This window comes from Burkholderia sp. Ac-20384 (assembly GCF_017104605.1).
Taxonomy (GTDB): Bacteria; Pseudomonadota; Gammaproteobacteria; order Burkholderiales; family Burkholderiaceae; genus Burkholderia; species Burkholderia lata.
The window spans coordinates 1-21,837 of the sequence record NZ_JAAGPE010000034.1 but is presented as its reverse complement, the minus strand read 5'-3'; the positions used below and the strand labels follow the sequence as shown (position 1 = coordinate 21,837).

17 protein-coding genes and 1 pseudogene are annotated in these 21,837 nt (G+C 63.5%); 5 read left to right on the top strand and 13 right to left on the bottom strand.

Going from position 1 to position 21,837, the window contains the following annotated elements; translation table 11 throughout:
• Nucleotides 1-8: 8 nt before the first annotated feature.
• Nucleotides 9-224 (bottom strand): DUF3820 family protein, encoded by a 216-nt coding sequence (locus tag G3O00_RS09335; RefSeq protein WP_011350052.1) that lies wholly within the window; start codon nt 222-224, stop codon nt 9-11.
• A 309-nt stretch (nt 225-533) separates the two neighbouring features.
• Here G3O00_RS09335 and G3O00_RS09330 point away from each other — a divergent pair, with 309 nt between their 5' ends.
• Entirely contained in the window at nt 534-722 is a 189-nt protein-coding gene (locus G3O00_RS09330; RefSeq protein WP_206142812.1) for a hypothetical protein, read from the top strand.
• A 286-nt stretch (nt 723-1,008) separates the two neighbouring features.
• Here G3O00_RS09330 and G3O00_RS09325 read toward each other — a convergent pair whose 3' ends face one another.
• From G3O00_RS09325 to G3O00_RS09290, 9 genes and pseudogenes are all read right to left on the bottom strand, one after another.
• Nucleotides 1,009-1,344 (bottom strand): hypothetical protein, encoded by a 336-nt coding sequence (locus G3O00_RS09325; protein WP_174929189.1) that lies wholly within the window; start codon nt 1,342-1,344, stop codon nt 1,009-1,011.
• Nucleotides 1,345-1,667: 323 nt separating this feature from the next.
• The gene (locus tag G3O00_RS09320) at nt 1,668-2,177 is read right to left on the bottom strand and encodes a flavin reductase family protein (RefSeq protein ID WP_206142796.1); all 510 of its coding nucleotides are present in this window, start codon (nt 2,175-2,177) and stop codon (nt 1,668-1,670) included.
• A gap of 19 nt (nt 2,178-2,196) precedes the next feature.
• Nucleotides 2,197-2,310: pseudogene (locus G3O00_RS44110) on the bottom strand (IS5/IS1182 family transposase); the annotation flags it as partial.
• Between the two features lie 130 nt (nt 2,311-2,440).
• Nucleotides 2,441-3,469 (bottom strand): methionine synthase, encoded by a 1,029-nt coding sequence (locus G3O00_RS09315; RefSeq protein WP_174938597.1) that lies wholly within the window; start codon nt 3,467-3,469, stop codon nt 2,441-2,443.
• Between the two features lie 27 nt (nt 3,470-3,496).
• Nucleotides 3,497-4,480 carry a DUF1852 domain-containing protein gene (locus G3O00_RS09310; RefSeq protein ID WP_206142795.1) on the bottom strand — a complete coding sequence of 328 codons (984 nt, stop codon included), beginning with the start codon at nt 4,478-4,480 and terminating at the stop codon, nt 3,497-3,499.
• Between the two features lie 739 nt (nt 4,481-5,219).
• Complete coding sequence (locus G3O00_RS09305) at nt 5,220-5,891, bottom strand: epoxyqueuosine reductase QueH (RefSeq protein WP_174933364.1); 672 nt, start codon at nt 5,889-5,891, stop codon at nt 5,220-5,222.
• 137 nt (nt 5,892-6,028) lie between these two features.
• Nucleotides 6,029-6,919 carry a LysR substrate-binding domain-containing protein gene (locus tag G3O00_RS09300; RefSeq protein ID WP_011350059.1) on the bottom strand — a complete coding sequence of 297 codons (891 nt, stop codon included), beginning with the start codon at nt 6,917-6,919 and terminating at the stop codon, nt 6,029-6,031.
• Between the two features lie 256 nt (nt 6,920-7,175).
• Nucleotides 7,176-7,838, bottom strand: coding sequence for an OmpA family protein (locus tag G3O00_RS09295; RefSeq protein ID WP_206142794.1), 663 nt, complete (start codon nt 7,836-7,838; stop codon nt 7,176-7,178).
• A 125-nt stretch (nt 7,839-7,963) separates the two neighbouring features.
• Entirely contained in the window at nt 7,964-13,249 is a 5,286-nt protein-coding gene (locus G3O00_RS09290; RefSeq protein WP_206142793.1) for a YadA-like family protein, read from the bottom strand.
• A gap of 1,441 nt (nt 13,250-14,690) precedes the next feature.
• Between G3O00_RS09290 and G3O00_RS09285 the strand changes: the two genes are divergently transcribed.
• Together G3O00_RS09285 and G3O00_RS09280 are read left to right on the top strand one after the other, a co-directional pair.
• A complete protein-coding gene (locus G3O00_RS09285) occupies nt 14,691-15,527 on the top strand; it encodes a response regulator (protein ID WP_011350064.1) in 837 nt (278 codons plus the stop codon).
• Complete coding sequence (locus G3O00_RS09280) at nt 15,520-17,868, top strand: ATP-binding protein (protein ID WP_206142792.1); 2,349 nt, start codon at nt 15,520-15,522, stop codon at nt 17,866-17,868. The genes G3O00_RS09285 and G3O00_RS09280 overlap by 8 nt, the downstream gene beginning before the upstream one ends.
• 48 nt (nt 17,869-17,916) lie before the next feature.
• Here G3O00_RS09280 and G3O00_RS09275 read toward each other — a convergent pair whose 3' ends face one another.
• From G3O00_RS09275 to G3O00_RS09265, 3 genes are read right to left on the bottom strand one after another with little or no spacing between them, the layout of a single operon-like run.
• Nucleotides 17,917-18,756: a pirin family protein gene (locus G3O00_RS09275; RefSeq protein WP_206142791.1), complete on the bottom strand. Its 840-nt coding sequence runs from the start codon at nt 18,754-18,756 to the stop codon at nt 17,917-17,919.
• Between the two features lie 35 nt (nt 18,757-18,791).
• Nucleotides 18,792-19,397, bottom strand: a complete 606-nt coding sequence (locus G3O00_RS09270) for an FMN-dependent NADH-azoreductase (protein WP_206142790.1) — start codon at nt 19,395-19,397, stop codon at nt 18,792-18,794.
• 21 nt (nt 19,398-19,418) lie between these two features.
• Nucleotides 19,419-19,997: a YceI family protein gene (locus tag G3O00_RS09265; RefSeq protein ID WP_206142789.1), complete on the bottom strand. Its 579-nt coding sequence runs from the start codon at nt 19,995-19,997 to the stop codon at nt 19,419-19,421.
• A gap of 117 nt (nt 19,998-20,114) precedes the next feature.
• Here G3O00_RS09265 and G3O00_RS09260 point away from each other — a divergent pair, with 117 nt between their 5' ends.
• Together G3O00_RS09260 and G3O00_RS09255 are read left to right on the top strand one after the other, a co-directional pair.
• Nucleotides 20,115-21,038, top strand: coding sequence for a LysR family transcriptional regulator (locus G3O00_RS09260; RefSeq protein WP_206142788.1), 924 nt, complete (start codon nt 20,115-20,117; stop codon nt 21,036-21,038).
• A 533-nt stretch (nt 21,039-21,571) separates the two neighbouring features.
• The gene (locus G3O00_RS09255; RefSeq protein WP_174929358.1) at nt 21,572-21,802 is read left to right on the top strand and encodes a hypothetical protein; all 231 of its coding nucleotides are present in this window, start codon (nt 21,572-21,574) and stop codon (nt 21,800-21,802) included.
• Nucleotides 21,803-21,837: the final 35 nt, after the last annotated feature.

Below are 21,837 nucleotides of genomic sequence, written 5' to 3'. Positions count from 1 at the left end.
GATTGACGTTATCCGCGTTTGCGCAACGGCGCCAGCAAGTCCCGCAGGCCGTTGTGATCGATCTCGTGCATCAGCGCAAGCTGCCGGCCGATTTCGCCGCGCGGGAACCCTTCGCGCGCCAGCCAATTGAGGTAAGGCCCCGGCAGGTCGGCAATGAGCCGGCCCTTGTACTTTCCAAAGGGCATGGTGACGGTGACGAGGTGTTCGAGGTCTGGATTTTGCATGCGGGTATTGTGCACGGCTTTTCGGTCCTGTCGCGTGCCGAGCCATTCCGGCCGGCTGAAGGTCGTGAATCCGGTCTTTCACGGGCGGCCGAATCGGGTTGACGGCCATCGCTCGCGTCCGGCAAGTGCTAGCCGATTACCCGTCGGATCGAGCCCCCGCGAAGACGGATCAGTGGACCGGCAGGACGCACGGACATCGAGGCAGGGATGCCTCTCGCGAAGACCGCACGTAAAGGCGCTGCAAACCGCCTGCGCCCCTTTTCTGGCCTGCTAGACTGGAATTCCCCCCTGCAAACGATGGAGGGAATCATGTTGTCCGTCTACGTCGTGAAGACCGGCGAGCAGTTCCTTTGCACCGCCGAGGATGGCGATATCGGCATGGCACCGGCGGTTGAAGATGCCACGTCGTTTCATTCGTATGAGGAAGCGGAAAAGACGGCGCACGTGCATGCCGACCCCGGATACGAAATCGTGGCCGTCTGCATGCTCAAACACTGACATGGCGCCCGCTGCCGGGCGCTTGGCGAGGAGATGTGGCTCACAGTTCCGCTGGCGCCATGCAACATGGGGCCACGGTTGGCTGCGTCCGAAATAACCTGCGAACGGACGGATTGCGTGCTGGGATGCACGCGAGGGGGTCGCCGTGTGCGTCGGCAGTCGTGCCGTGTCCAGTACGACTCAGCGCATGCGCAACGCGGAACGTGCCGTTCCTGAAACGCTTGGCATCCGGCGCGCACGCATCGTATGCGGCGCTACCGGAAACCGGGGTGTCGCTGCGCCGCTGTTATCGTCTGGGCCCTTTCATGCCCTCCGACTCCATGGCCGCATTCCACTCCTCATTCGCCTCGATCGGGTCCATCGCTTCGTCAATCGAAGCCGTCGCGCGCTCGGCAGCCGCTCTGGTTTCGTCTGGCGCGGTGGTAGCATCGCCGTCACCATCGCCATCATCGTCGCCGTCGCCCGGGGGTTGCAGCATGTCCTTGAGCATCGCACTCAACTCCGACGTGTCCCATGGCAACCCACGCCGAGTCCGATCCTTGATGTAGTGCCTCACTTCCGCGTCCTGCTCCACGGTCAGCGGCAGCCCTCGGAAGGTGCTTTGGGGGCCAGCGTCGATCATCGCATTCTCCTGTTTCTAGGGCATTTTCAGTGTACTCGCCATTGCGAACCCGGGAGGCGCAATTACCGCGCGCTTGCGTCGAATCAAATGTGCGCGCTCGACAGGCAAGCAGCGGCCAGCCACCGACGTCCTCCGGATTCCTTCGAATGTCTGGCAAGGGTGGCTCTGCTCGAGATCGACGGAATACCAGGCGTGATCGCCACCAGGCTCACCATTTGACGGGGGTATTCAGTACCGCGCTTGATCCGGCGCCAGACGAACGCACGGAGAGAATCACGCGCTCCGTCGATTGACGCGTCAAAGAGCCCGATGGAAGTCAACGCTCAAACCGTGCCATGCTCGGCGATGTTGCGATACTGTCCTTTGAAATACAGCAATGGCTGCGTAGCAGCCGCTTCTTGCAAGTTCAACGCCTTCACTTCACCAATCACGATCAGGTGATCACCTGCGGCGTGTTCTGCGTAAATTTCGCAATCGACCCAGTGAAGGCTGCCGGCGATGATCGGATTACCCAGTGGCGATTCGCGCCATTCGACTCCGTGCCACTTGTCCGTGCCTCGTCGCGCGAATTGGTTGGAAATCGCGACTTGCTCATCCGACAGGATATTGACTGCGAACCGACCTGCCTGACGGATTCCTGGATAGCTGCCCGAACTGGACATGACGCTGAATGACACCAGCGGCGGGCTCATCGACACGCTGTAGAACGACTGGCAAGTGAAGCCAATCGGCTCGCCATCCGTGTGCGATGTAATCACCGTGATACCGGATGCATAGTGCCCGAGCGCTTCGCGAAAGCTCAATGGCTCGATGGCCGTGCTGGAAAGTGACATGGTAGATACTGAATGCTGGGTGCGGCTCGATCAGCGCAAGCAAACCCGTCCACGTCGCCGCCCGATCCGTTTCGATCAGAAACAACGTACGGGCCTGCCTGCGCTTATCGGATCAATCGAAGTCGGCAAGGATCCTTGCTTCAACTGGATACTCGGGCAACCGAGGCGTATTCGAAGAGATTCAGGGCGCCTCCGCGAGACACTCCCTGAAACCTGCACCGCCCTCAATCCTCCCGAGCATCACTTCCCGCGTTAGCTCGGAATCAGCTCGAGAGTTCTTGCCGGACGATTTCTGCGCCTGCACTCAAAGCTTCGAGCTTGCCTCGTGCGATTGCACGGGACAACGGGGCCATGCCGCAGTTGGTGCAAGGATAAAGCTTGTCGGCATCGACAAACTGAAGGGCTTTTCGCAACGTGTTGGCGACTTCCTCGGGCGTTTCAACGGTATCGGTTGCGACATCGATGGCCCCGACCATCACCTTCTTGCCTCGAATGAGCTCGATCAGTTCCATTGGAACATGCGAGTTGTGGCATTCCAGCGAAACCATCCCAATACTGGATTTTTGCAGCTTGGGGAAGGCTTCTTCGTACTGCCGCCACTCCGACCCCAGCGTCTTTTTCCAATCCGTATTGGCCTTGATGCCGTAGCCATAGCAAATATGCACGGCGGTCTCACACTTGAGACCTTCAATGGCCCGCTCCAGGGTCGCAACGCCCCATTCATTCACTTCGTCAAAGAAGACGTTGAAGGCGGGCTCGTCAAACTGAATGATATCGACGCCGGCGGCCTCCAGTTCCTTGGCTTCCTGGTTCAGGATCTTGGCGAACTCCCAAGCCAGCTTTTCGCGACTCTTGTAATGATCGTCATAAAGCGTATCGATCATCGTCATCGGGCCAGGCAGCGCCCATTTGATGGGTTGCTTGGTTTGCTGGCGCAAGAATTTGGCATCTTCAACAAACACCGGCTTTTGTCGGGCAACGTCACCAACGACCGTCGGCACGCTTGCATCATAGCGATCACGGATTCGAACGGTCTTGCGGTTCGCAAAATCGACGCCGTCGAGATGCTCGATAAACGTCGTCACAAAATGCTGGCGCGTTTGCTCACCGTCGCTGACGATGTCGATGCCTGCATGTTGTTGCTCTTGCAATGACAAACGCAACGCATCCTGCTTGCCCTCGACCAACCCCTCATCCTGCAATTTCCAGGGTGACCACAGTGTCTCGGGCTGTGCGAGCCAGGAGGGTTTGGGCAAGCTGCCAGCAGTAGAAGTCGGTAGCAATTTCTTCACAATAGATGACCTTGTGTTTTTGATGAATCAAAGAGCGTAGTTAGCGGACCACTGCTCAAGAACAGCGTGGTACGGTTTGATGAAGTGCTCTTCGACAAACTTTCCCTGCTCGATTGCCAGCCGGCTGCGTTCTTCCCGATCGTAAACAATCCGAGTAAGCGAAAAATCCTGGTGCTTCAAGCTTGGCTGATAGGACTTCCCTGCTGCGGAATTCGCGTTGTAAATTTCTGGCCGGTAAATCTTCTGGAACGTATCCATCGTGCTGATGGTGCCGATCAGCTCGAGATCGCTGTAATCGCCAAGCAAATCGCCCGAAAAATAAAAAGCCAAAGGCGCAACACTGTTCGGCGGCATGAAGTAGCGTACCTTCAACCCCATCTTCTGGAAGTACTCGTCAGTCAGCGAGTATTCGTCCTGCTGGTATTCGATGCCCAATACCGGGTGCTGATTTGCGGTCCGGTGATAGGTCTTGCTGCTGGAGACGCTCAGGCAGATAACGGGTTGCTTGTTGAAATTGGCCTTGTAGGCGCTTGAATTCACGAAGCACTTGAACAGCTTCCCGTGCAGATCCCCAAAATTATCCGGCTTGCTGAATTCGGACTGGTTCTTGTTGTGCTCCAGCAGCAGAACGCTAAAATCATAGTCCCGTACATAGGAGGAAAAATTATTCCCCGCAATGCCCTCGATGTGCTCACCGGTTTTTTGATCGACAATATTCGTTTTCAATATTTCGATCAAAGGGAGGGGGTTATCGCCGCTTTCGCCATCAATGCTCATTTCAACGGAAATGATTTCAAGCTTGACGGCATAACGATTACCTTCAGGGTTGTCCCAATGCGCCAGGGCATTGAAACGGTTGTCGATCATCCTGAATGTGTTGCGCAAGTTCTCTTGACGACTCGTCCCTCTGGCCAGGTTGGCAAAGTTGGTCGTGATACGCGTACTGTCTGACGGACGATAGTCTTCATCGAAGCAAATGCGCTTGATGGCAAAAGTAAAATCTTTACTCATTTTGATCTGACGCCCTGATTTCCGAGATGAAGACTGGATTCATCCCTTGGTTATTCGATGCTTTCCGATTTTATTTTCTGATCTTTGCTCAGAAATCTTTGCGATATCGGCATTGAAGACAAATTCTATGCGGAGCCATCGATGAAAAAAAGTGAATTAATCTCATCGACCCATTAGCCACGTTCATGATGTAGCGTGCCGGCTGGCTTGCCCGCAGGCCAGCCCCTCGATTCACCGCTTCATGGCCTGCCCAAGGCAGCTGCGCGGTCATACGTCCCTTCATGCCTCAACGCGCTCGAGTCCAGGCGCATCCGCCTCAGAGGCCTGGCTTGCAGGGTTTGACCGCTCCGGCGATCAGCCAGGCAGAAAGCCTGATGGCGAAGTCATGGAGCGTGCCTGGCGAATGCCTGCGCGACAGGAGGGTTCGTTTGCTTCGGATTGAATCTGACGGCGAACCATGAAATGAGGCGCGCGTGGAAGAGACGCCCCTCACGGCGTGGACCAGGAACGGCGAATGGAATGGCCGAAAGCCGGTTCGATCCCGTGCTGAATCGCCGCAGATAAGTGGCGCAGGTCAGTTTCGCGTCGCTTCGGATGCTCCAGCGGAGCATCGAGGCCTGCGCCACGGCGCTCCGTGACAGGCGTCGGACGGTACACGGTACGCGGCACGACCAGGGGCTTGCCAAGGGACGACGCTTTCAAACCGCCCTGCTCACTCGTCCGGGTACGGACGACGCGCTCAGGATTCGATTGCGGAGTCGTCGTCGCCGTAGAATTTCACGCCCAGCTGAATGCGTTCCCTGCCGCTTTCAACGCGATGCCGATTGGTGTCGCGCAGCGAATAGACGCAGCCGCAATATTCCTGCTGGTAGAAGTTCTCTCGCTTGCTGATCTCGATCATGCGCGCCGAGCCGCCGCCTTTGCGCCAGTTGTATTCCCAATACAGCATGTCGGGATAATGCGACGCCGCGCGCACACCGCAATCGTTGATCTGCTGCATGTTCTTCCACCGCGAGATGCCCAGTGAACTGGTGATCACAGGAAAACCGTGTTCATGCGCATACAACGCCGTGCGTTCGAAACGCATGTCGAAGCACATGGTGCAGCGAATGCCGCGCTCCGGTTCGTTTTCCATGCCCTTGGCACGCTCGAACCAGTTGTCGCGGTCGTAGTCGGCATCGATGAATGGAATACCGAATTGCTCTGCAAACCGGATGTTTTCCTGCTTGCGCAGCTCGTATTCCTTCAGCGGATGGATATTCGGGTTGTAGAAGAAGATCGTGAAGTCGATGCCGGACGCCTGCATGGCTTCCATCACTTCGCCCGAGCAAGGCGCGCAGCAGGAATGCAGCAGCACTTTCTTGTGCCCGCCGGGTAACGCCAACGGCTTGCGTTCGATCGTGGATGCCATGAGAGAACCCTTGAAATAACACCCGCGTCCGTCGAACTGGGCAGCCGCGAATTGTGGCCTCCGACCGCGACAAATGAAAATGGATATATTTTCATGTTCCCATGAGCAGCACTCATGGATCGCGTTGCCAGGACGAATCAAGCCGCGCCACGCCCCTTCGCTTGCTCGATGAATGCACGCAGGTAATCAGTCCCCACGTCCGCCTCGCGAGCACCCAGATAGATGTGTTTCGCAATGCCGTTCTCACCCAGCCGTACTGGCACCACATCCATCTTGTCCGCGTACTCCAGCACCAGCCAGCGTGGCAGCGCAGCCACGCCGCGACCGCTGGCGACCATCTGCAGCATGATGTCGGTGGTCTCGATGGCCTTATGCCGTTTGGGTGCGATTCCGGCTGGCGTGAGGAACATGCTGTAGATATCCAGACGGTCGACCGGCACCGGGTAGGTCACCAGCACCTCGTTGCTCAACTGCTTGGGCTGGACGTATTCCTCCTTGGCCAGCTTGTGATTGCCGGCAACGACCAGGACTTGCTCGTAGTCGAACACCGGTTCGAATACGAGGCCCGGCTTGTCCAGCGGATCGGGGGTGACCAGCAGGTCGATCTCGTAACCGAACAGCGCGCCGATGCCGCCAAACTGGAATTTCTGTTTGACGTCTACGTCCACATCCGGCCACGCGGCCAGGTAAGGCGACACGACTTTCAACAGCCACTGGTAACACGGGTGACATTCCATGCCGATGCGCAGGGTGCCTCGCTCACCCTGGGCGAACTGCTGCAAGCGTTCTTCGGCCAGATTCAGCTGTGGCAGCACCCGGTTGGCCACCGCCAGCAAGTATTGGCCGGCCTGCGTCAGGCGCAGGCTGCGGCCTTCGCGCAGCCAGATGTCGGTGCCGAGCTGCTGTTCCAGCTTCTTCATGCTGTGACTCAACGCCGACTGCGTCACGTGCAGGACACCCGCGGCTGCGGTCAGCGAACCTTGCTTTTCCACCTCTTGCACGATGGACAAATGAATACGATCAAGCATGATGGATGAGTAAAATTCATATTTTATTGAGATAGAACAATTTTACTTCATCGTTTGTACCGTTGCGATCCGCCGGTGCAAGGATGTTTGGGGAGCAGCCCACGGCCACCATTCACACCTTCGGGCTTCCGCGCATCGCGCGCGAAACGTGAACTGAAATTTGCACCGGAGTCGTACGGGGCGGGCGAAACGCCGCGGCCGCAAGCGAGCCGTCCGGTTGCGACGGCCGCGCCTGCGGCAACCCGGTGGCGACGTCTTACTTCTGCAGCGAGATCTCCACCCGGCGATTGCGCGCCCGCCCTTCGGCAGTCTCGTTCGATGCGGCCGGATTGGTTTCTCCATGCCCCGTCGCCGCGAAGGATTCCGCCTTCAGCCCGTGTTCGCGCAGATACCCCGCGACTGCATCGGCGCGGCGCTTCGACAGCACCTGGTTGTGCGCGTCCGAGCCGGTCGCGTCGGTATAACCGTCCACTTCCACGCGCGAGAAATGCTTGTCGCCTTGCTGGTTCAGCAGCGTGTCGAGCGCGGCGGTGGCGGCGGACGTCAGCACGGCGGAGTCGGTCGCGAAGTACGCATCGCCGGTCAGGCTCACTTTCTCGACCGCGGCGGGCGCAGGCGCAGCCGCCGCGGCGACCGGCGCGGGCGCCGCACCGCACTGAAACACGATCGAGTGCGGATCGGCGCCGTCGCGGTAGGGCGTCGTGGAATCGACCGTACGCACGGCCTCATTGCCGCACATGCGCGTCGCGACCTTCATGCAGGTATTGGCGCTCGACAGGATGCCGTGGCAGTCGACGCGGAAGGTCCGGATGCCGTCGCGCGGCTGAAGCTCGTATGCGTTGTACGTCGGTCCCGATGCGCTCGAACAGGCCGCGAGGGAAACAACCGACGCCAGCAGGGCAAGATGGATGTTTTTCACTTGATTACTCCGAAAATGCGTTGGGCACAGCACGTGCGGCGCAATGGTGCAGCCGCGTCCGCGTGCGTTTGCGTTCGGCGCGGTCCGCCCCGGCAGTGCATGCCGGAACGAACCGCGGCGCACGATCACTTCCACTGATACAACATGCCCGCGCCGACGACGCGCTGGCTGCCGGCAAAGCCGCCGTTCAGCGTCGCCTTCAGGTTCTCCGTGACGCGCGCCTGCACGCCGACCGCCATGGCCTTCTGCCCCTGGAACGTCGCCGTGCCGACCCCCATCGCAAAGTTCGAGTCGCGGTCCATGTGCGGGATCGACGCCATCGCGGCGGTTGCCGCAATCCCCTCACGCGCCATCGAATCGGTCTGCTGGATCTGCTGCTGCATCTGCGTGAGCTGGTTGTTGACCGTGTTCAGCGACTGCGTGAACTGGTTCGACACGGCATTCAGCTGGTTCACGTTCACCGCATCCGTGCCCTGCGTGCCGGCCGCGACGTTGACGACCTGGCGCGCCGACTCCGTCGAGCCGACCGCGACGACGTTCGACCGCCCGCCGTCGTTGCTGCCCGTGCCGATCGCGGCCGAATTGTTGCCCGACGCCGTCGAGCCCACGCCGATGGCGGTAGAGCCGTTGCCCGATGCGAGCGAATTGTTGCCGACCGCCGTGCTGTTCGAGCCCGATGCCACCGCGCCCGACCCACCCGCCGACGAATTCGGGCCGGTCGACCCCGGCGGCACGTTCGTGCCGTTCGGGTTCGTCGTGTACTGCCCGCCGAGGTTGGTCGTGCGCTGGTCGATCAGCGTCGTCAGCTGGTTCGCGACCGAATCGAGCTGCGATACGTTCACCGCGTCCGTGCCGTTCTTGCCGGCCGCGAGGCCCGTGATCTGCCGGTTGCCGATGTTCACTTCGCCGGCCGACGATTGCGGGCTGCTCAGGCCGTACGCCACGTAGTTCGTCAGCGCGCCGACCGTCGTCAACGAACCGGCGCCCAACGCCACGCTGTTCGCGAACGTCGCGGACGCACCGGCGCCGAGCGCGAGCGCATCGGTCGCGTTGCCGAGCGCGCCGGAACCCAGTGCAACGCTGCCCACGCTGACCGCCTTCGCATTGGCGCCCTGTGCAACCGACTGCGCGCCCAACGCCGTCGCGCCGCTGCCGAGCGCGATCGCGTCGGCCTGCGCGACACTCGCCGCCTGCCCGATCGCGACGCCACCCGGGGCGGTCTGGTCGACGATCGCACCGTTGCCGATGCCCACGCCGTTGTCGCCGTTGACGACGGTCGTCGGCCCCACCGCGACCGATTCCGCGCCGACGGAGAGCGAGTCCGCCGCCGTCGAATTCGCGTGGAAATACTTCTGGCCCGTGACCGCGAACGACTGCAACGCGCCCGTGAGCTGCCGCACGGTGACTGCGTCCTGCTGGCCGGTACCGTCCGCGACGTTGGTGATCTGGCGATACGTCTTGCTGGTCGCGTCGCCGACCGACACCGCGCCGAGCAGCGTCTGGTCCGTCGTGTTGAACGGGATCGATGCGGTGCCGTTGCGGATGATGCCCGACGCCGGCGTCGTCGCACGGTCGGATACCGAACCCGAACCGAGCGCGATGCTGCCGTCCACCTTCGAGATCGCATTCGGGCCGATCGCGACGCTGTCGACGCCGAGCGCCTGGCTGTCCGGTGCGGTCGAGTTCGCGTGGAAATACTTGATGCCGTGCGCGTTGATGTTGTCGATCGCCGAGCCGACGTTGTTGTTGATCGTCGTCGAACCGTCGCTGTTGTACGTCACGTACGACGGCGCGGAAATCTTCCCGGTCGTCGGATCGTAGGTGGCCCCGCCACCGATCGCGCCCGCCGTGCTGTTGCCGAGGTTCGTGTTGTTGTTGGCGATCGAGCTGAGGCCGGTCGACAGCGAGCCGATACCCGTCGACGTCGCGGTGGACAGCGACGTCAGGTTGCTGTTCGTGCTCGACAGGCCGGTGGACAGCGAGCCGACGGTCGTCGAGGTCGACGTCGACAGCGACGCGATCGAGCTTGTGGTCGAACTGAGCCCGGTCGACAGTGAACCGATGCTCGTCGACGTCGCGGTCGACAGCGACGTGACGTTGCTGTTCGTCGTGCTCAGGCCGGTGGACAGCGAGTTGATGCTGGTCGACGTCGACGTCGACAACGATGTGACCGAGCTGTTGATCGAACTCAGGCCCGTGGACAACGAGCCGACAGCCGTCGAGGTCGAGGTCGACAGCGACGTGACCGAACTGTTGGTCGAACTCAGGCCGGTGGACAACGAGCCGACAGCCGTCGAGGTCGACGTCGACAGCGACGTGACCGAACTGTTGGTCGAACTCAGGCCGGTGGACAACGAGCCGACGACCGTCGACGTGGACGTTGACAGCGACGTAACTGCGCTGTTGGTCGAACTCAGGCCGGTGGACAACGAGCCGACGGCCGTTGACGTGGACGTCGACAGCGACGTGACCGCGCTGTTGGTCGAACTCAGCCCCGTGGACAACGAGCCGACAGCCGTCGAGGTCGACGTCGACAACGACGTGACCGCGCTGTTGGTCGAACTCAGCCCCGTGGACAACGAGCCGACAGCCGTCGAGGTCGACGTCGACAGCGACGTGACCGCGCTGTTGGTCGAACTCAGCCCCGTGGACAGCGAACTGATGCCGGTCGACGTCGAAGTCGACAACGACGCCACCGAGCTATTGGTCGAACTCAAGCCGGTCGAAGCCGACGTGGACAGTGACGTGATCGTGCTATTGGTCGACGACAGACCGGTCGACGTAGACGTCGACAATGAGTTAACAGCGCTGTTGGTCGAACTCAGCCCCGTCGACAACGAGGTGATGCCCGTCGAGGTCGAGGTGGACAGCGATGCGATCGAACTGTTGGCCGACGACAGGCCGGTTGATGTGGACGTCGACAATGACGTCACTGCGCTGTTGGTCGAACTCAGGCCGGTTGACAGCGAGCTGATACCCGTCGAGGTCGACGTGGACAGCGACGTCACCGAGCTGTTGGTCGAGCTCAAACCCGTCGACAGTGAGCTAATGCCCGTCGAAGCCGACGTCGAAAGCGACGTGATCGCACTGTTGGCCGACGACAGTCCCGTCGACGTAGACGTCGACAATGACGTCACCGAGCTATTGGTCGAGCTCAGGCCGGTCGACAGCGAGCTGATGCCCGTCGAAGCCGATGTCGAAAGCGACGTGATCGCGCTATTGGCCGACGACAGGCCCGTCGACGTGGACGTCGACAATGACGTCACTGCGCTGTTGGTCGAACTCAACCCTGTCGACAGCGAGCTGATACCCGTCGAAGCCGATGTCGAAAGCGACGTGATCGCGCTATTGGCCGACGACAGGCCCGTCGACGTGGACGTCGACAATGACGTCACCGAGCTATTGGTCGAGCTCAGGCCGGTCGACAGCGAGCTGATGCCCGTCGAAGCCGACGTCGAAAGCGACGTGATCGCACTGTTGGCCGACGATAGCCCCGTCGACGTCGAAGTCGACAACGACGTCACCGCGCTGTTGGTCGAACTCAACCCCGTCGAAAGCGAACTGATCCCCGTCGAAGCCGACGTCGAAAGCGACGTGATCGCACTATTGGCCGACGACAACCCGGTCGACAACGACGACACCCCCGTCGACAACGAACTGACACTCGACGCCGTCGAAGTCGACAGCGAATTCACCGCCTGATTCGTCGCATCGAGCTGCGACCCGTTGATCGCATCCGTGCTCGCCGAACTGATGCGCCCGGCCGCGACATTGGTGATCTGACGCTCGGTGCCTGCCGCACCGACGCTGACGACACTGGTCGGATTCGTGCCCTTGAACGTGTACGTCACGCCGCCGATCGTCGCGCTTGCGGTCGGATTCGGCGCGGCCGTCGTCGAACCCGAACCGAGCGCGACATCGCCCGCATTGTTCGCGACGGCCGACGCGCCGAACGCCACCGCACCGGCCGCCGCGGCCGTCGACGTGTTGCCGAGCGCGAGCGAGCCGGTGCCCTGAGCGATGTTCGAATTGCCGATGGCGACCGCGCCGTCGCCGTTCGCCGTGTTGTTCGACCCGGCCGTGACCGCGCCGGTGCCGATCGCGGTGCTCGGATCGCCGATCGCCACCGCACCGTTGCCGCTGACCGTCTGTCCCAGACCGAGCGCGACGGCACCGAGGCCGCCCAGCACCTTCGAGTTGTTGCCCCCGGCAATCGAGCCTGCGCCCGCCGCGGCCGCGACAGAGTTGCTGTCGCCGATCGCCACGGTCGACCCCGCCGCCGCCACGCTGTTGATACCGACAGCCGTCGCGTTCGTCGCCGACGCCGTCGCGCCCGACCCCAGTGCACTCGCCGATACGCCGCTCGCAAGCGCGAGATTACCGAGCGCGGTCGCAAACTGCTGCGTCGCGCTCGACTGCACGCCCATCGCGATCGAACTGACGCCCGACGCGTTGGCGTTCAGGCCGAATGCCATCGCGGTATCGGCGCCGGCCGTCGTGGCGGAGCCCAACGCGATCGAACTGGTGCCGAGCGACTGCGTGCCCGACCCCGGCACGCCCGCCGTCCCGCCCCAGCCGATCGCGATCGACGTCACGCCTTTCGCACCGCTGTTGATCCCCATCGCGATGCTGGAACTCCCGGTCACCAATGTGCCGCTCCCCACGGCGACACCTGACGCGCCCGTACTCGTCGCCTGGTTGCCGATCGCGACGTTGCCCGTATCGGTCGCGTGCGTCGCATAGCCGAGCGCGACGCTTTGCGCGCCGACCGCGCTCGCCCCGAGCCCGAGCGCGGCCGAATACTGGCCGGACGCCAGCGCATTGTTGCCGAGCCCGATGGCCGACACGCCGGTCGCCGCCGCGCCGCTGCCCATCGCCGTCGCCCCGCTTTGCGTCGCACTGGCGAGGTTGCCGATGGCAACCGAGTAATCGCCCGACCCGATCGCCTGCACGCCCATCGACGCGCTGTTGACGCCGGTCGCCTGCGCGTTGATGCCGACAGCCGTCGACGCATCACCCATCGCATGCGCGCCCGGGCCGAGCGCCGTGGCCGACACGCCCTGCGCAGTCGCCAGGTTGCCCAACGCGGTGGAATTCGTCTGCGCGGCACTTGAGCCGACACCGATCGCGATCGACGAGATGCCGCCGGTGGCCGTGCCGCCATCCGGGTTGTACTGCGCGTGCGCGCCGGCATGGAACAGCGCGAGATACGCAGACGCCATCAGCACGGTGAGCCGCCTGAGCGACGGCGCCGGACGCGTGCCCGCGCGCGCTGCGGCGCCTCCGTCCAGGGCACGCTCCGGCGTGCCACATGACGACGCAACGCGCTTTCCGCGCGCACGGTCAAGCTCCGAAGCCGCAACCCAGGCCCCCAATGCTTCGTTCCAGATCGACTTGAACGACTTGTTCATCTTGTCTTCCCTCGGTTCTCATGTGCTGGATGACGCAACGGCAAACACGACGGCCGGCGAGAACACGCTCTGCGTATTCCCGTCCACCTCGCGATGCCCCGCTATTCACTTTGGATCACTAACTAAACAACTGAGTAACGCTGCACGACACGCGCGATGGACATCGCGATCACGCGACCGCACGCCGCCCGTGTCCGTCGACACGATGCAAGGCGACGATCGCCGGTTATCGAATCATGGAAGCCGACGTGGCGAGCCCGGCGGCACGATGCGCAACGCGCCGCTCATCCGCACGCACGTGCGCCATCGCGCCAAACCCGCGACGACCTCGAATCTCATGGGAAAGCGTCATTCAGACGCCGGATAGGCGGATGCCGGCCCGCACCCGAGGGCGGCCCGCCCTGTTTCATTCAGGAGGAGGATGACGCCATGCGATCCCCGGGACTGAAGCATGCGCCGCCGGCTCGTGCGAACCGGTGCGTTGGCCTGTCATGCCAGCTGTATTCATCTTTTTCGTGCCCGCCTGATTCGAAAGCGCGCCGCGCGCGACCGTCCCCCGATGGATCGAACCCTCGGACGGCCCACGCGCAGCCACTCACCCTTTCCGTCCGGCATTCAAACGCATTTTCCGGATTCCCGGAACAGCATCGACGACTTGCCGGACGACCCCTGCACCGAATTAATCGAGCGAATTTCCTTGAAGATTTCGTCTCGACCGGCGCCTCACACCCACCGCATTCCACCACTCACCGACTTCTCTTATATAGCAACGTATTTGGCGAATGATGAAAATTGCATTACCCTCGTGCCCGTTATTCGCTGGCCGCCGCGATCCCATATCATGGGATCGCGCATCAATCAATGTCTCATTGGTATCGGATGCATCGGGATAGAACCTCGGCATGCGATTCGCGCGATCCCGACCGTTTCAAAGAACCGATTCCAGCCGCGCCGGGGCTAGTGTGGGGGCATCCGTCGAAACGAACCTTTTCCAGAGCGGAAAAATCCTTTTCCGGAGCGGACGGCATTTACATTAATACATTTCAGAGCAAAGTGCGATTTGATGGCTATCACGTTTCCAGCCAGACATTAGAAAAAAATTAATCAGGCAAGCCGCACCCCATTCATATTCTTTACATGGAACACATCAACTTGAAGGCGCCCGCCAAATTGATTCTTCACCTGCTGTAATTCTAATTTTTCCAAATTAACCCGGAAATAAAGACCGATCATTAAAAATCAATTCGGCACGTTTTTCCGCTTCCGTTTCGTTTGACGGAACGCCGTGGCGACCGACCCGCAACGCCTTGTCGCACAAGCCCCCACGGGACGCACGGAATCCTCACAATATGAGCTGTCGTCGGCATATAATTTTTCGCAACAATCGCGCAGACAGCGATGCCTCATCCTGACCGGCCACCCTTCCACCGCATCCGCCACCATGTCATCCCGCTCGTCCAGTTCGGCGTCGCCTCGTCCCACGCCTGATCTTGCTGACGCACATATTCTTGTCGTCGACGATCGCCCGAACGACTTGCGGCTCCTGACCGAAATCCTGCGCGCCGCACGGTGCCGGATCAGCGTCGCGTTCGACGGGCTGCAGGCCTATCACCGTGCCCAGGCGATCGCGCCCGACCTGATCCTGATGGATGTCCGCATGCCGCGCATGGACGGCTTCGCCGCGTGCCGCCTGCTGGCGTCGACGCCGTCGACGCAATCGATCCCGGTCATCATCCTGACGGCCGCGGGCGATCTCGAGGATCGCATCGCCGGGCTCGAAACCGGCGCGATCGACTACATCATCAAGCCGTTCGAGCCGACCGAAGTGCTGGCCCGGATCCGCAATCACCTGAAACGGGCACGGCGCAGCCAGCCGTTCGCGCATTTGCCCGAGTTGCCCGACAACCCCGATGCGGCCCTCGTGCGCGCGGCGTCCGAAGTCCTGCTCCGCGACCTGCGCCATCCGCCGGCGCTCGAGGAACTCGCCCGACAGGTCGGCACGCACGAAAAGCGCCTGTCCCGCGTGTTCCGCGACCATCTCGGCCAGACCGTGTTCGAATATCTGCGCGACACGCGCCTGCGCGCCGCGATGCACTTCCTCGCAGAGACGTCGATGGGAATCGGCGACATCGCCGAGGAAATCGGCTTTTCCACGCCCGGCAACTTCGCCACCGCCTTCCGCGAACGCTTCGGCATCACGCCGTCCGACTGGCGCCGCCAGCGCCATGCGGTCAATGCCCCGCCCGCCACGCCCGGGGAGCACCACCACGATGTGTAGGCGCCACGCGGCATGGGCAGCCGGATGTCGCGCGATGCTGCTGCTTCTGCTCGCGATGGCCGTCACCTGCGCGACGGCGCGCGCCGCGTCGGCGCCGAACCCCGCGCAACTGGACGCCGTATCGGTATTCGAGGACGCGAGCACGACGATGTCCGCCGATCAGGTCGCCGCACGGCTCGCCGATCCGGTGCACGGCACGCCGGTGGCCGGCACGTCGTCGTTCAACGTCGAGTTCTCGCGATCGGCGTGGTGGATTCGCGCCACGCTGACCAACCGCGACAGCGCCGCGCGCCCGCTGGTGCTCGCGATTCGCGACGCGCGCGTCGACCAGGTGGATTTCTATCTCGGCCAGAACGGCCGGTGGACACTCGACAGCCGCTTCCCGGCCACCGGCGCCGGCGGTGATGCCGCCGGGCCGCCGTCGCGCTACCCGGCGCTCGACGTCACGCTGCGCGCGGGCGAAAGCCTCCCCGTGCTGATCCGCGTCACGTCGCGCAAGGAAATGCGGCTCGCGCCGGCCGCGTTCACGCATGCGGCGTGGGATGCGCTGGAACGGCGCGCGACGATGTGGGACTTCGGCTTCTTCGGCGGGCTGCTCGCGCTCATGTGGTGCGCGCTGCTGATCGGGTTCTTTTCGCGCAGCGGCGTGTTTCACGTGCTGGCCGCGCTGGCGCTGACCACGACGCTGTTCGAAGCGGCCTACCGCGGCTATCTGGCGATGGCCTTGCCGCCTGCGCTACGTGAATGGTCGGCGCGCGGCGAAGTCATCTTCGCGTACCTGGCGGTCTCCAGCTTCATCGTGTTCATCCTGATGGTCGCCCGGCGCGAGCAGACGAAGCTGCCGATGCGCGCGATCTACATGGCATTCCTCGCGCTCGAAGCCGTCGGCCTGGCCGGCGCCGCGTGCGGCGACTTGCTGACGTTCACGTGGTTCTGCCTGCGGCTGAACGCGCTGGTCGGGATCGTCAACATCAGCCTCGCGCTGATGCTCGCGATCCGCCGAACGCCGACCGGCCGCGTGATGCTGATTGCCATCGCGATCGCCACCTTCAACATGCTGATCCGCGTGCTCGACGGCATGAACACGCTGCCGCCCGCGCTCAACTGGCTGAAATCCGACATCTTCCCGAACCCCGTCATCGCGGTCATCGGCCTCGCCACGCACCTGCTGGTGCTGGCCGCATGGATCCACCACGTCGGGCGCCAGCGCACCGAGGCGAGGAAGCGGCTCGAACACTGGCAACTCACCGAACAGGATCGCCTGCGCGACGAAGTCGCACGACGCACGCTCGCGCTCAACGACGCGCTGCAACAGGTGACGACCCACATGCAGCAGAAGATCGAGACGCTCGGCTACGTCAGCCACGACCTGCGCGCGCCGCTGTCCACGATCAACGGCTACGCGAAGCTGTTGCTGCAAGGCGCGACACACGGCCAGGCGCGGCTGATCCGGTCGATCGACCGCAGCATCCGCTACCAGCTCACGCTGATCGATGAACTGCTCGCGTTCACGAAGGCCGAACTGCAGCCGCTCGGCGTGTCGCCGGATGCCACCGACCTGCCCGGCCTGCTCGACGACATCGGCCACTATGCGGTCGCGCTGTGCGCGCAGCAGGACAACCGGTTCGTGTACCGGCCGGCCACGCCGCTGCCGCGCACGGTGTCGATCGACGGCATGCGGCTGCAGCAGGTGCTGCTCAACCTGCTGTCCAATGCGTCGAAGTTCACGCACGACGGCACGGTCACGCTGTCGATTCATGCCGCGCGCGAAGGCGACACGTGGCGCGTGCGGTTCGAAGTGGCCGATACGGGCATCGGGATCGACATCAGCGGAAACCGCGACATCTTCCGCGCGTACCAGCAGGTGCAGGCCGTGAACGGCGGTACCGGGCTCGGCCTGTTCATCGCGCAGCGCATCGTCGGCGCGATGGGGGGCGAGCTGGCCGTGGCCAGCCAGCCGGGTGTCGGCACGGCATTCTCGTTCGCGATCGTCGCGCCGGCCGTCGGGCACGCGCTCGTGCCGGTGTCGGAACTCGTCCGGCGGTTTCAACCGGACAGCGATGTCGAGCCGGAGCGCCCCGCGCCCGCAATGCAGTGCCCGCCCGACGAGGCACTCGACCAACTGATCCTGCTGGCCGACAACGGGCAGCTGACCGATATCGAGGAATGGCTCGGCCAGTATGCGGACGAGCCGGATTACGCGGCCTTCGTGCAGGACGTGCGCGAACATCTCGATGCACTCGACCTGGACGCGATCGGGAAACTGGCCGGCTCGCTGAAACATGCGCGCGGCGCCGCGACGTCGTTCGACGCCGAAGCGGACACCGCCGGGCCGGCCTGAATCCGTCGGGCGCCCGGTTCCATACGGACCGGATGCCGCGCGGGTGAATCAGCGCAACGCGCCCTTCGCGCGCAGTTCTTGGCCGATGCGCACGATTTCGCGCTCGCCTTCCACCAGCGCGGCTGCACTCGTGTGCACCGAGTAGTTGCCCAGATGCAGGTCGTGCGGATGCGGGACGGCCGTGCCGACCACGAAGCGCGCGTCGGTCACCGCCTCGAATTCGATCGCCGCGTCGGACGAGTCGAACACCACCAGCTCCCCCTGCCCGACCGGATCCGGCACGCGCAGGCTGCCGTCCATCACGGCGGTCCAGCCGACGCTGCAGCCCGGCTGCGGCCGGCAGGTCCAGCGCTCGCCGGCCTTGAGCTGCACGACGACGTAGTGGATGCCCGCCGGCGCATCGATCGGGCTGACCGCGTCGCCGCTGCGGCCGAGCAGCACGCGTGCCGGGCCGTCCGACGGGATGTCGGCGATCGACAGATGCTGGCTGAAGGCCGGCGCCAGCTCGCGCTCCGGCGGCAACGCGACCCACAGTTGGAACACCTTGACCGGCGGCACGACGGTGCCGGTATGCCACACGCCGCGCCCGGCGCTCATCCATTCGATGTCGCCCGCCACGGTCGTGCCTTCGTGGCCGGTGGATTCGGCGTAGGTGCCCCGGCCGTCGATCACGAGCGTGAGCGTGGCGATCCCCGAATGCGGATGCCAGCCGAAGCCCGACCCGAGCGACGCCTGCGTGTCGACCAGATCGAGAAAAACGAACGGCTTGATCATCTCGCCGACGTCAGATGGGCTCACCATCCGCACGATCGGCCCGTGTCCGCGGCCGCGCGTGCGGAAGATGACGTGACGGCCGGCGACGTCGGCGGGCTGCGTGGCGTGTGACATGGTGATTCTCCGGTGGTCAGCTCGGTCGCGCGGCATCAGGCCGCAAGCGCGGCCGCCGCTTCCTTCGCCGACGCGATGGCGCCGCTGCGCAGGTCGGGCCCCATCGCCACGCCTTCCGCACGGATGAACGTGATGTCCGTGATGCCCAGGAAGCCGAACGCCGCTTTCAGATAGGTTTCCTGATGATCGAAGGCCGCGGCAGGCGACCCTTCGCTGTACACGCCGCCGCGCGACGATGCGACGACCAGCTTCTTGCCGCCGCACAACCCGACCGGCCCGTTCTCGCCGTAACGGAACGTCGTGCCGGCCACCGAAATGCGGTCGATCCACGCCTTCAGTTGCGAGGCGATGCCGAAGTTGTACATCGGCGCGCCGATCACCACGATGTCCGCCGCGAGAAACTCGTCGAGCGCGCGCTGGCCGATCGCGACGTCCGCCTGCAGCGCGTCGGAAATCGGGGCGCCTTGCGCGGCGGCCAGGTGGTCGGCCGTCAGATGGCCGATCGGCGTGGCGGCGAGATCGAGGCGCGTGACCGAGAGGCCCGGATCGCGGGCACGGAACGTCGCGACGACTTCCGCCGACAGTTCGCGGCTGACGGAGCCCTGGCCGAGGATGCTGGAATCGATATGGAGCAGTTTCATGCGTGTGTTCTCCGAACGGGATTACTGTTTGAGCGCTTCGGCCGTGATCAGCAGCTTGGTCTTCATCTTGAAGCCGTACTGCTTGCCGTAGTCGAGGCCGAAATCGCTGCGGTCGAATTCGCCGACGGCGTCGACACCGCACACTTCACGCTTGAGCATCGGGTGCGGCATGCACTTGAACGAATCGATCTTCAGCGTGACCGGCTTCGTGACGCCATGCAGCGTCAGGTTGCCGACCACCGACACCGGCTTGTCGCCGTCGAACTTGATCGCGCCCTTGTAGTTCGCCTGCGGGAACTTGGCAACGTCGAAGAATTCGGCCGTCTGCAGATGCTCGTCGAGCTTCGCGCTGCCGGTGTGGATCGACGCGATGTCGGTCGTCACGTCGACGGTGCCCGTCTTCGCCGCGCGGTCGAGCGTCACGGAGCCGCTCGACTTGTCGAACTTGCCGCGCCAGACCGACAGGCCGCCCATATGGTCGGCCTCGAAGCTCGGGTACGTGTGGCTCGGGTCGAACTGGTACGTTGCGCTGTCCGCAAACGCCGAGAACGACAGCGATGCTGCCAGTGCGCCTACGGCAATCATCCAATGTTTCTTCAACTCTTTCTCCCTGGAACGTAAAGGTTCGTCTGTAGCGTGAGAGCAGTATGGCGATGGAAGCTGCTTTACACTAGACGGATAAATAGGATTTGATTAATCCATTTTTGGAGGAATCCGATGCTCGATCTGAATGACCTTGCGCTGTTCGTCCAGGTCGTCCGTGCCGGCAGCTTCTCGGAGGCCGCACGCCGCCTGCGCATGCCGGCCAATACGCTGAGCCGGCGCATCGACCAGCTCGAGGGGCAACTCGGCACGCGCCTGCTGCATCGCTCGACCCGCAAGCTCGCGCCGAGCACGGAGGGGCAGGCGCTGTTCGAGCGCTATGCGCCGGCGCTCGACCGGATCTTCGAGATCGGGCGGCTGCATGCGGACGGGCAGGAGCCGTCCGGCACGGTGCGCGTGACGGCCATGGCCGGCCTGTTCGAAATTTTCCGGCTGGAATGGCTGGCGGAGTTCTATGCGCGCTACCCACAGATCAGCATCGACTTCCTGCTCGACGACACGCCGTCCGACCTGATCGGCGAGCGCATCGACCTGGCCTTGCGCATGGGGATCGAGACCGGCGGCAGCTTCCGCGTGCGCCGGATCGCACCGGGCACGATGATTCTCGCCGCGAGCCCCGCGTATCTCGAACGGCGCGGGGCGCCGCGCACGCCGCGCGAGCTCGCCGATCACGACTGCCTGACGGTGTCCGGCCGCCAGGGCCGCGCCATGTGGCGCCTGCAAGGGCCGCGCGGCACCCAGGAAATCTCGATCGACAGCCGCTTCTCGGTCAACGACATGCGCGTGGTGGTACAGGCCTGCATCGCCGGGCTCGGGGTTGCGCTGCTGCCGCAGTTGCTCGCGGAACCGGGCATCGAGCAGGGCAAGCTGGTGCGCGTGCTGCCTTCCTACCGACGGTCGAGCAGCGACCTCGGGCTGCAACTCGTCTATACGAGCCGCCCGCCGTTGGCGCCCGCTGTCACGGTGTTCGCCGATTTCCTGCTGGAAAAGCTGGGCGAAGCGATGCCCGGGCAGTCGAAGGTGCTTGCCGATCGATAGCGCGTCCTTGTCGCGGCAAGCGTGACGGCGGCGCTCGATCACCGGGAGTATCGCGTCGGGTATCGACCCGCTGATCCAAGGGTGCGGAGCGCCGCCGCAGATTGCACCCATACAGGGATCGTGACGATCCTTGCGCCGGTCACGACGGCCTCGACCGAAAATTGATCTCCGCGTATTACCGACAGTCGGCTGACAGCCGGATGTCGCGCATGCCCGGCATCGGCCGGGCGATTCCGCGGCGCGTGCAGGCGTGGCCGCGGAATCCTTTTCAATCAAGGGTTTGAACGCATCGCGCCGGTGGAGACACTGCCGCCCGGCAATCACGCGGCCAGCGCAAAAACCGCCTTCGACCGCCACGCCCCCGGCCCCGCTATTTTTCGAAATCGAGCGTTACGCCCCTGTAATTCCCATTCATCAGGGCTTCCACTAGATTGAAGGCGTTCCCCCTGCAATGAGGTGCAACGATGAACGCGAAACAATGGGCCCTGGCCGGCTCGGGCGTGCTGGTCGCATGCCTTTCCGTGCAACCGGCGATGGCCGGCGTTTCGATCGGTTTCGGCATAGCAGCGCCCGCGCCTGTCTATGTCGCGCCGGCGCCCGTGTACGTCGCGCCGCCGCCCCCGGTGGTTTACGCACCGCCCGTCGTGGCCGCGCCCGTGATGGTGCCCACGGTCGGCATCGCACTCGGCTGGCATGGTGACCGGTACTGGGACGGCCGCCGCTGGTGGGGCCGGCGTGAATGGGGTGCGCGCCACCGCTGGTAAGCCGTCCCGCAACGCGGCCGCGCGGCGGCGACGCC

What these genes read in the sequence shown, in the direction of transcription:
- G3O00_RS09335 (WP_011350052.1), bottom strand. Translation starts at nt 224, where the DNA reads ATGCAAAATCCAGACCTCGAACACCTCGTCACCGTCACCATGCCCTTT.
- G3O00_RS09280 (WP_206142792.1), top strand. Translation starts at nt 15,520, where the DNA reads ATGTGTAGGCGCCACGCGGCATGGGCAGCCGGATGTCGCGCGATGCTG.
- G3O00_RS09260 (WP_206142788.1), top strand. Translation starts at nt 20,115, where the DNA reads ATGCTCGATCTGAATGACCTTGCGCTGTTCGTCCAGGTCGTCCGTGCC.
- G3O00_RS09285 (WP_011350064.1), top strand. Translation starts at nt 14,691, where the DNA reads ATGTCATCCCGCTCGTCCAGTTCGGCGTCGCCTCGTCCCACGCCTGAT.
- G3O00_RS09270 (WP_206142790.1), bottom strand. Translation starts at nt 19,397, where the DNA reads ATGAAACTGCTCCATATCGATTCCAGCATCCTCGGCCAGGGCTCCGTC.
- G3O00_RS09305 (WP_174933364.1), bottom strand. Translation starts at nt 5,891, where the DNA reads ATGGCATCCACGATCGAACGCAAGCCGTTGGCGTTACCCGGCGGGCAC.
- G3O00_RS09320 (WP_206142796.1), bottom strand. Translation starts at nt 2,177, where the DNA reads ATGTCACTTTCCAGCACGGCCATCGAGCCATTGAGCTTTCGCGAAGCG.
- G3O00_RS09325 (WP_174929189.1), bottom strand. Translation starts at nt 1,344, where the DNA reads ATGATCGACGCTGGCCCCCAAAGCACCTTCCGAGGGCTGCCGCTGACC.
- G3O00_RS09290 (WP_206142793.1), bottom strand. Translation starts at nt 13,249, where the DNA reads ATGAACAAGTCGTTCAAGTCGATCTGGAACGAAGCATTGGGGGCCTGG.
- G3O00_RS09300 (WP_011350059.1), bottom strand. Translation starts at nt 6,919, where the DNA reads ATGCTTGATCGTATTCATTTGTCCATCGTGCAAGAGGTGGAAAAGCAA.
- G3O00_RS09275 (WP_206142791.1), bottom strand. Translation starts at nt 18,756, where the DNA reads ATGTCACACGCCACGCAGCCCGCCGACGTCGCCGGCCGTCACGTCATC.
- G3O00_RS09255 (WP_174929358.1), top strand. Translation starts at nt 21,572, where the DNA reads ATGGCCGGCGTTTCGATCGGTTTCGGCATAGCAGCGCCCGCGCCTGTC.
- G3O00_RS09310 (WP_206142795.1), bottom strand. Translation starts at nt 4,480, where the DNA reads ATGAGTAAAGATTTTACTTTTGCCATCAAGCGCATTTGCTTCGATGAA.
- G3O00_RS09330 (WP_206142812.1), top strand. Translation starts at nt 534, where the DNA reads ATGTTGTCCGTCTACGTCGTGAAGACCGGCGAGCAGTTCCTTTGCACC.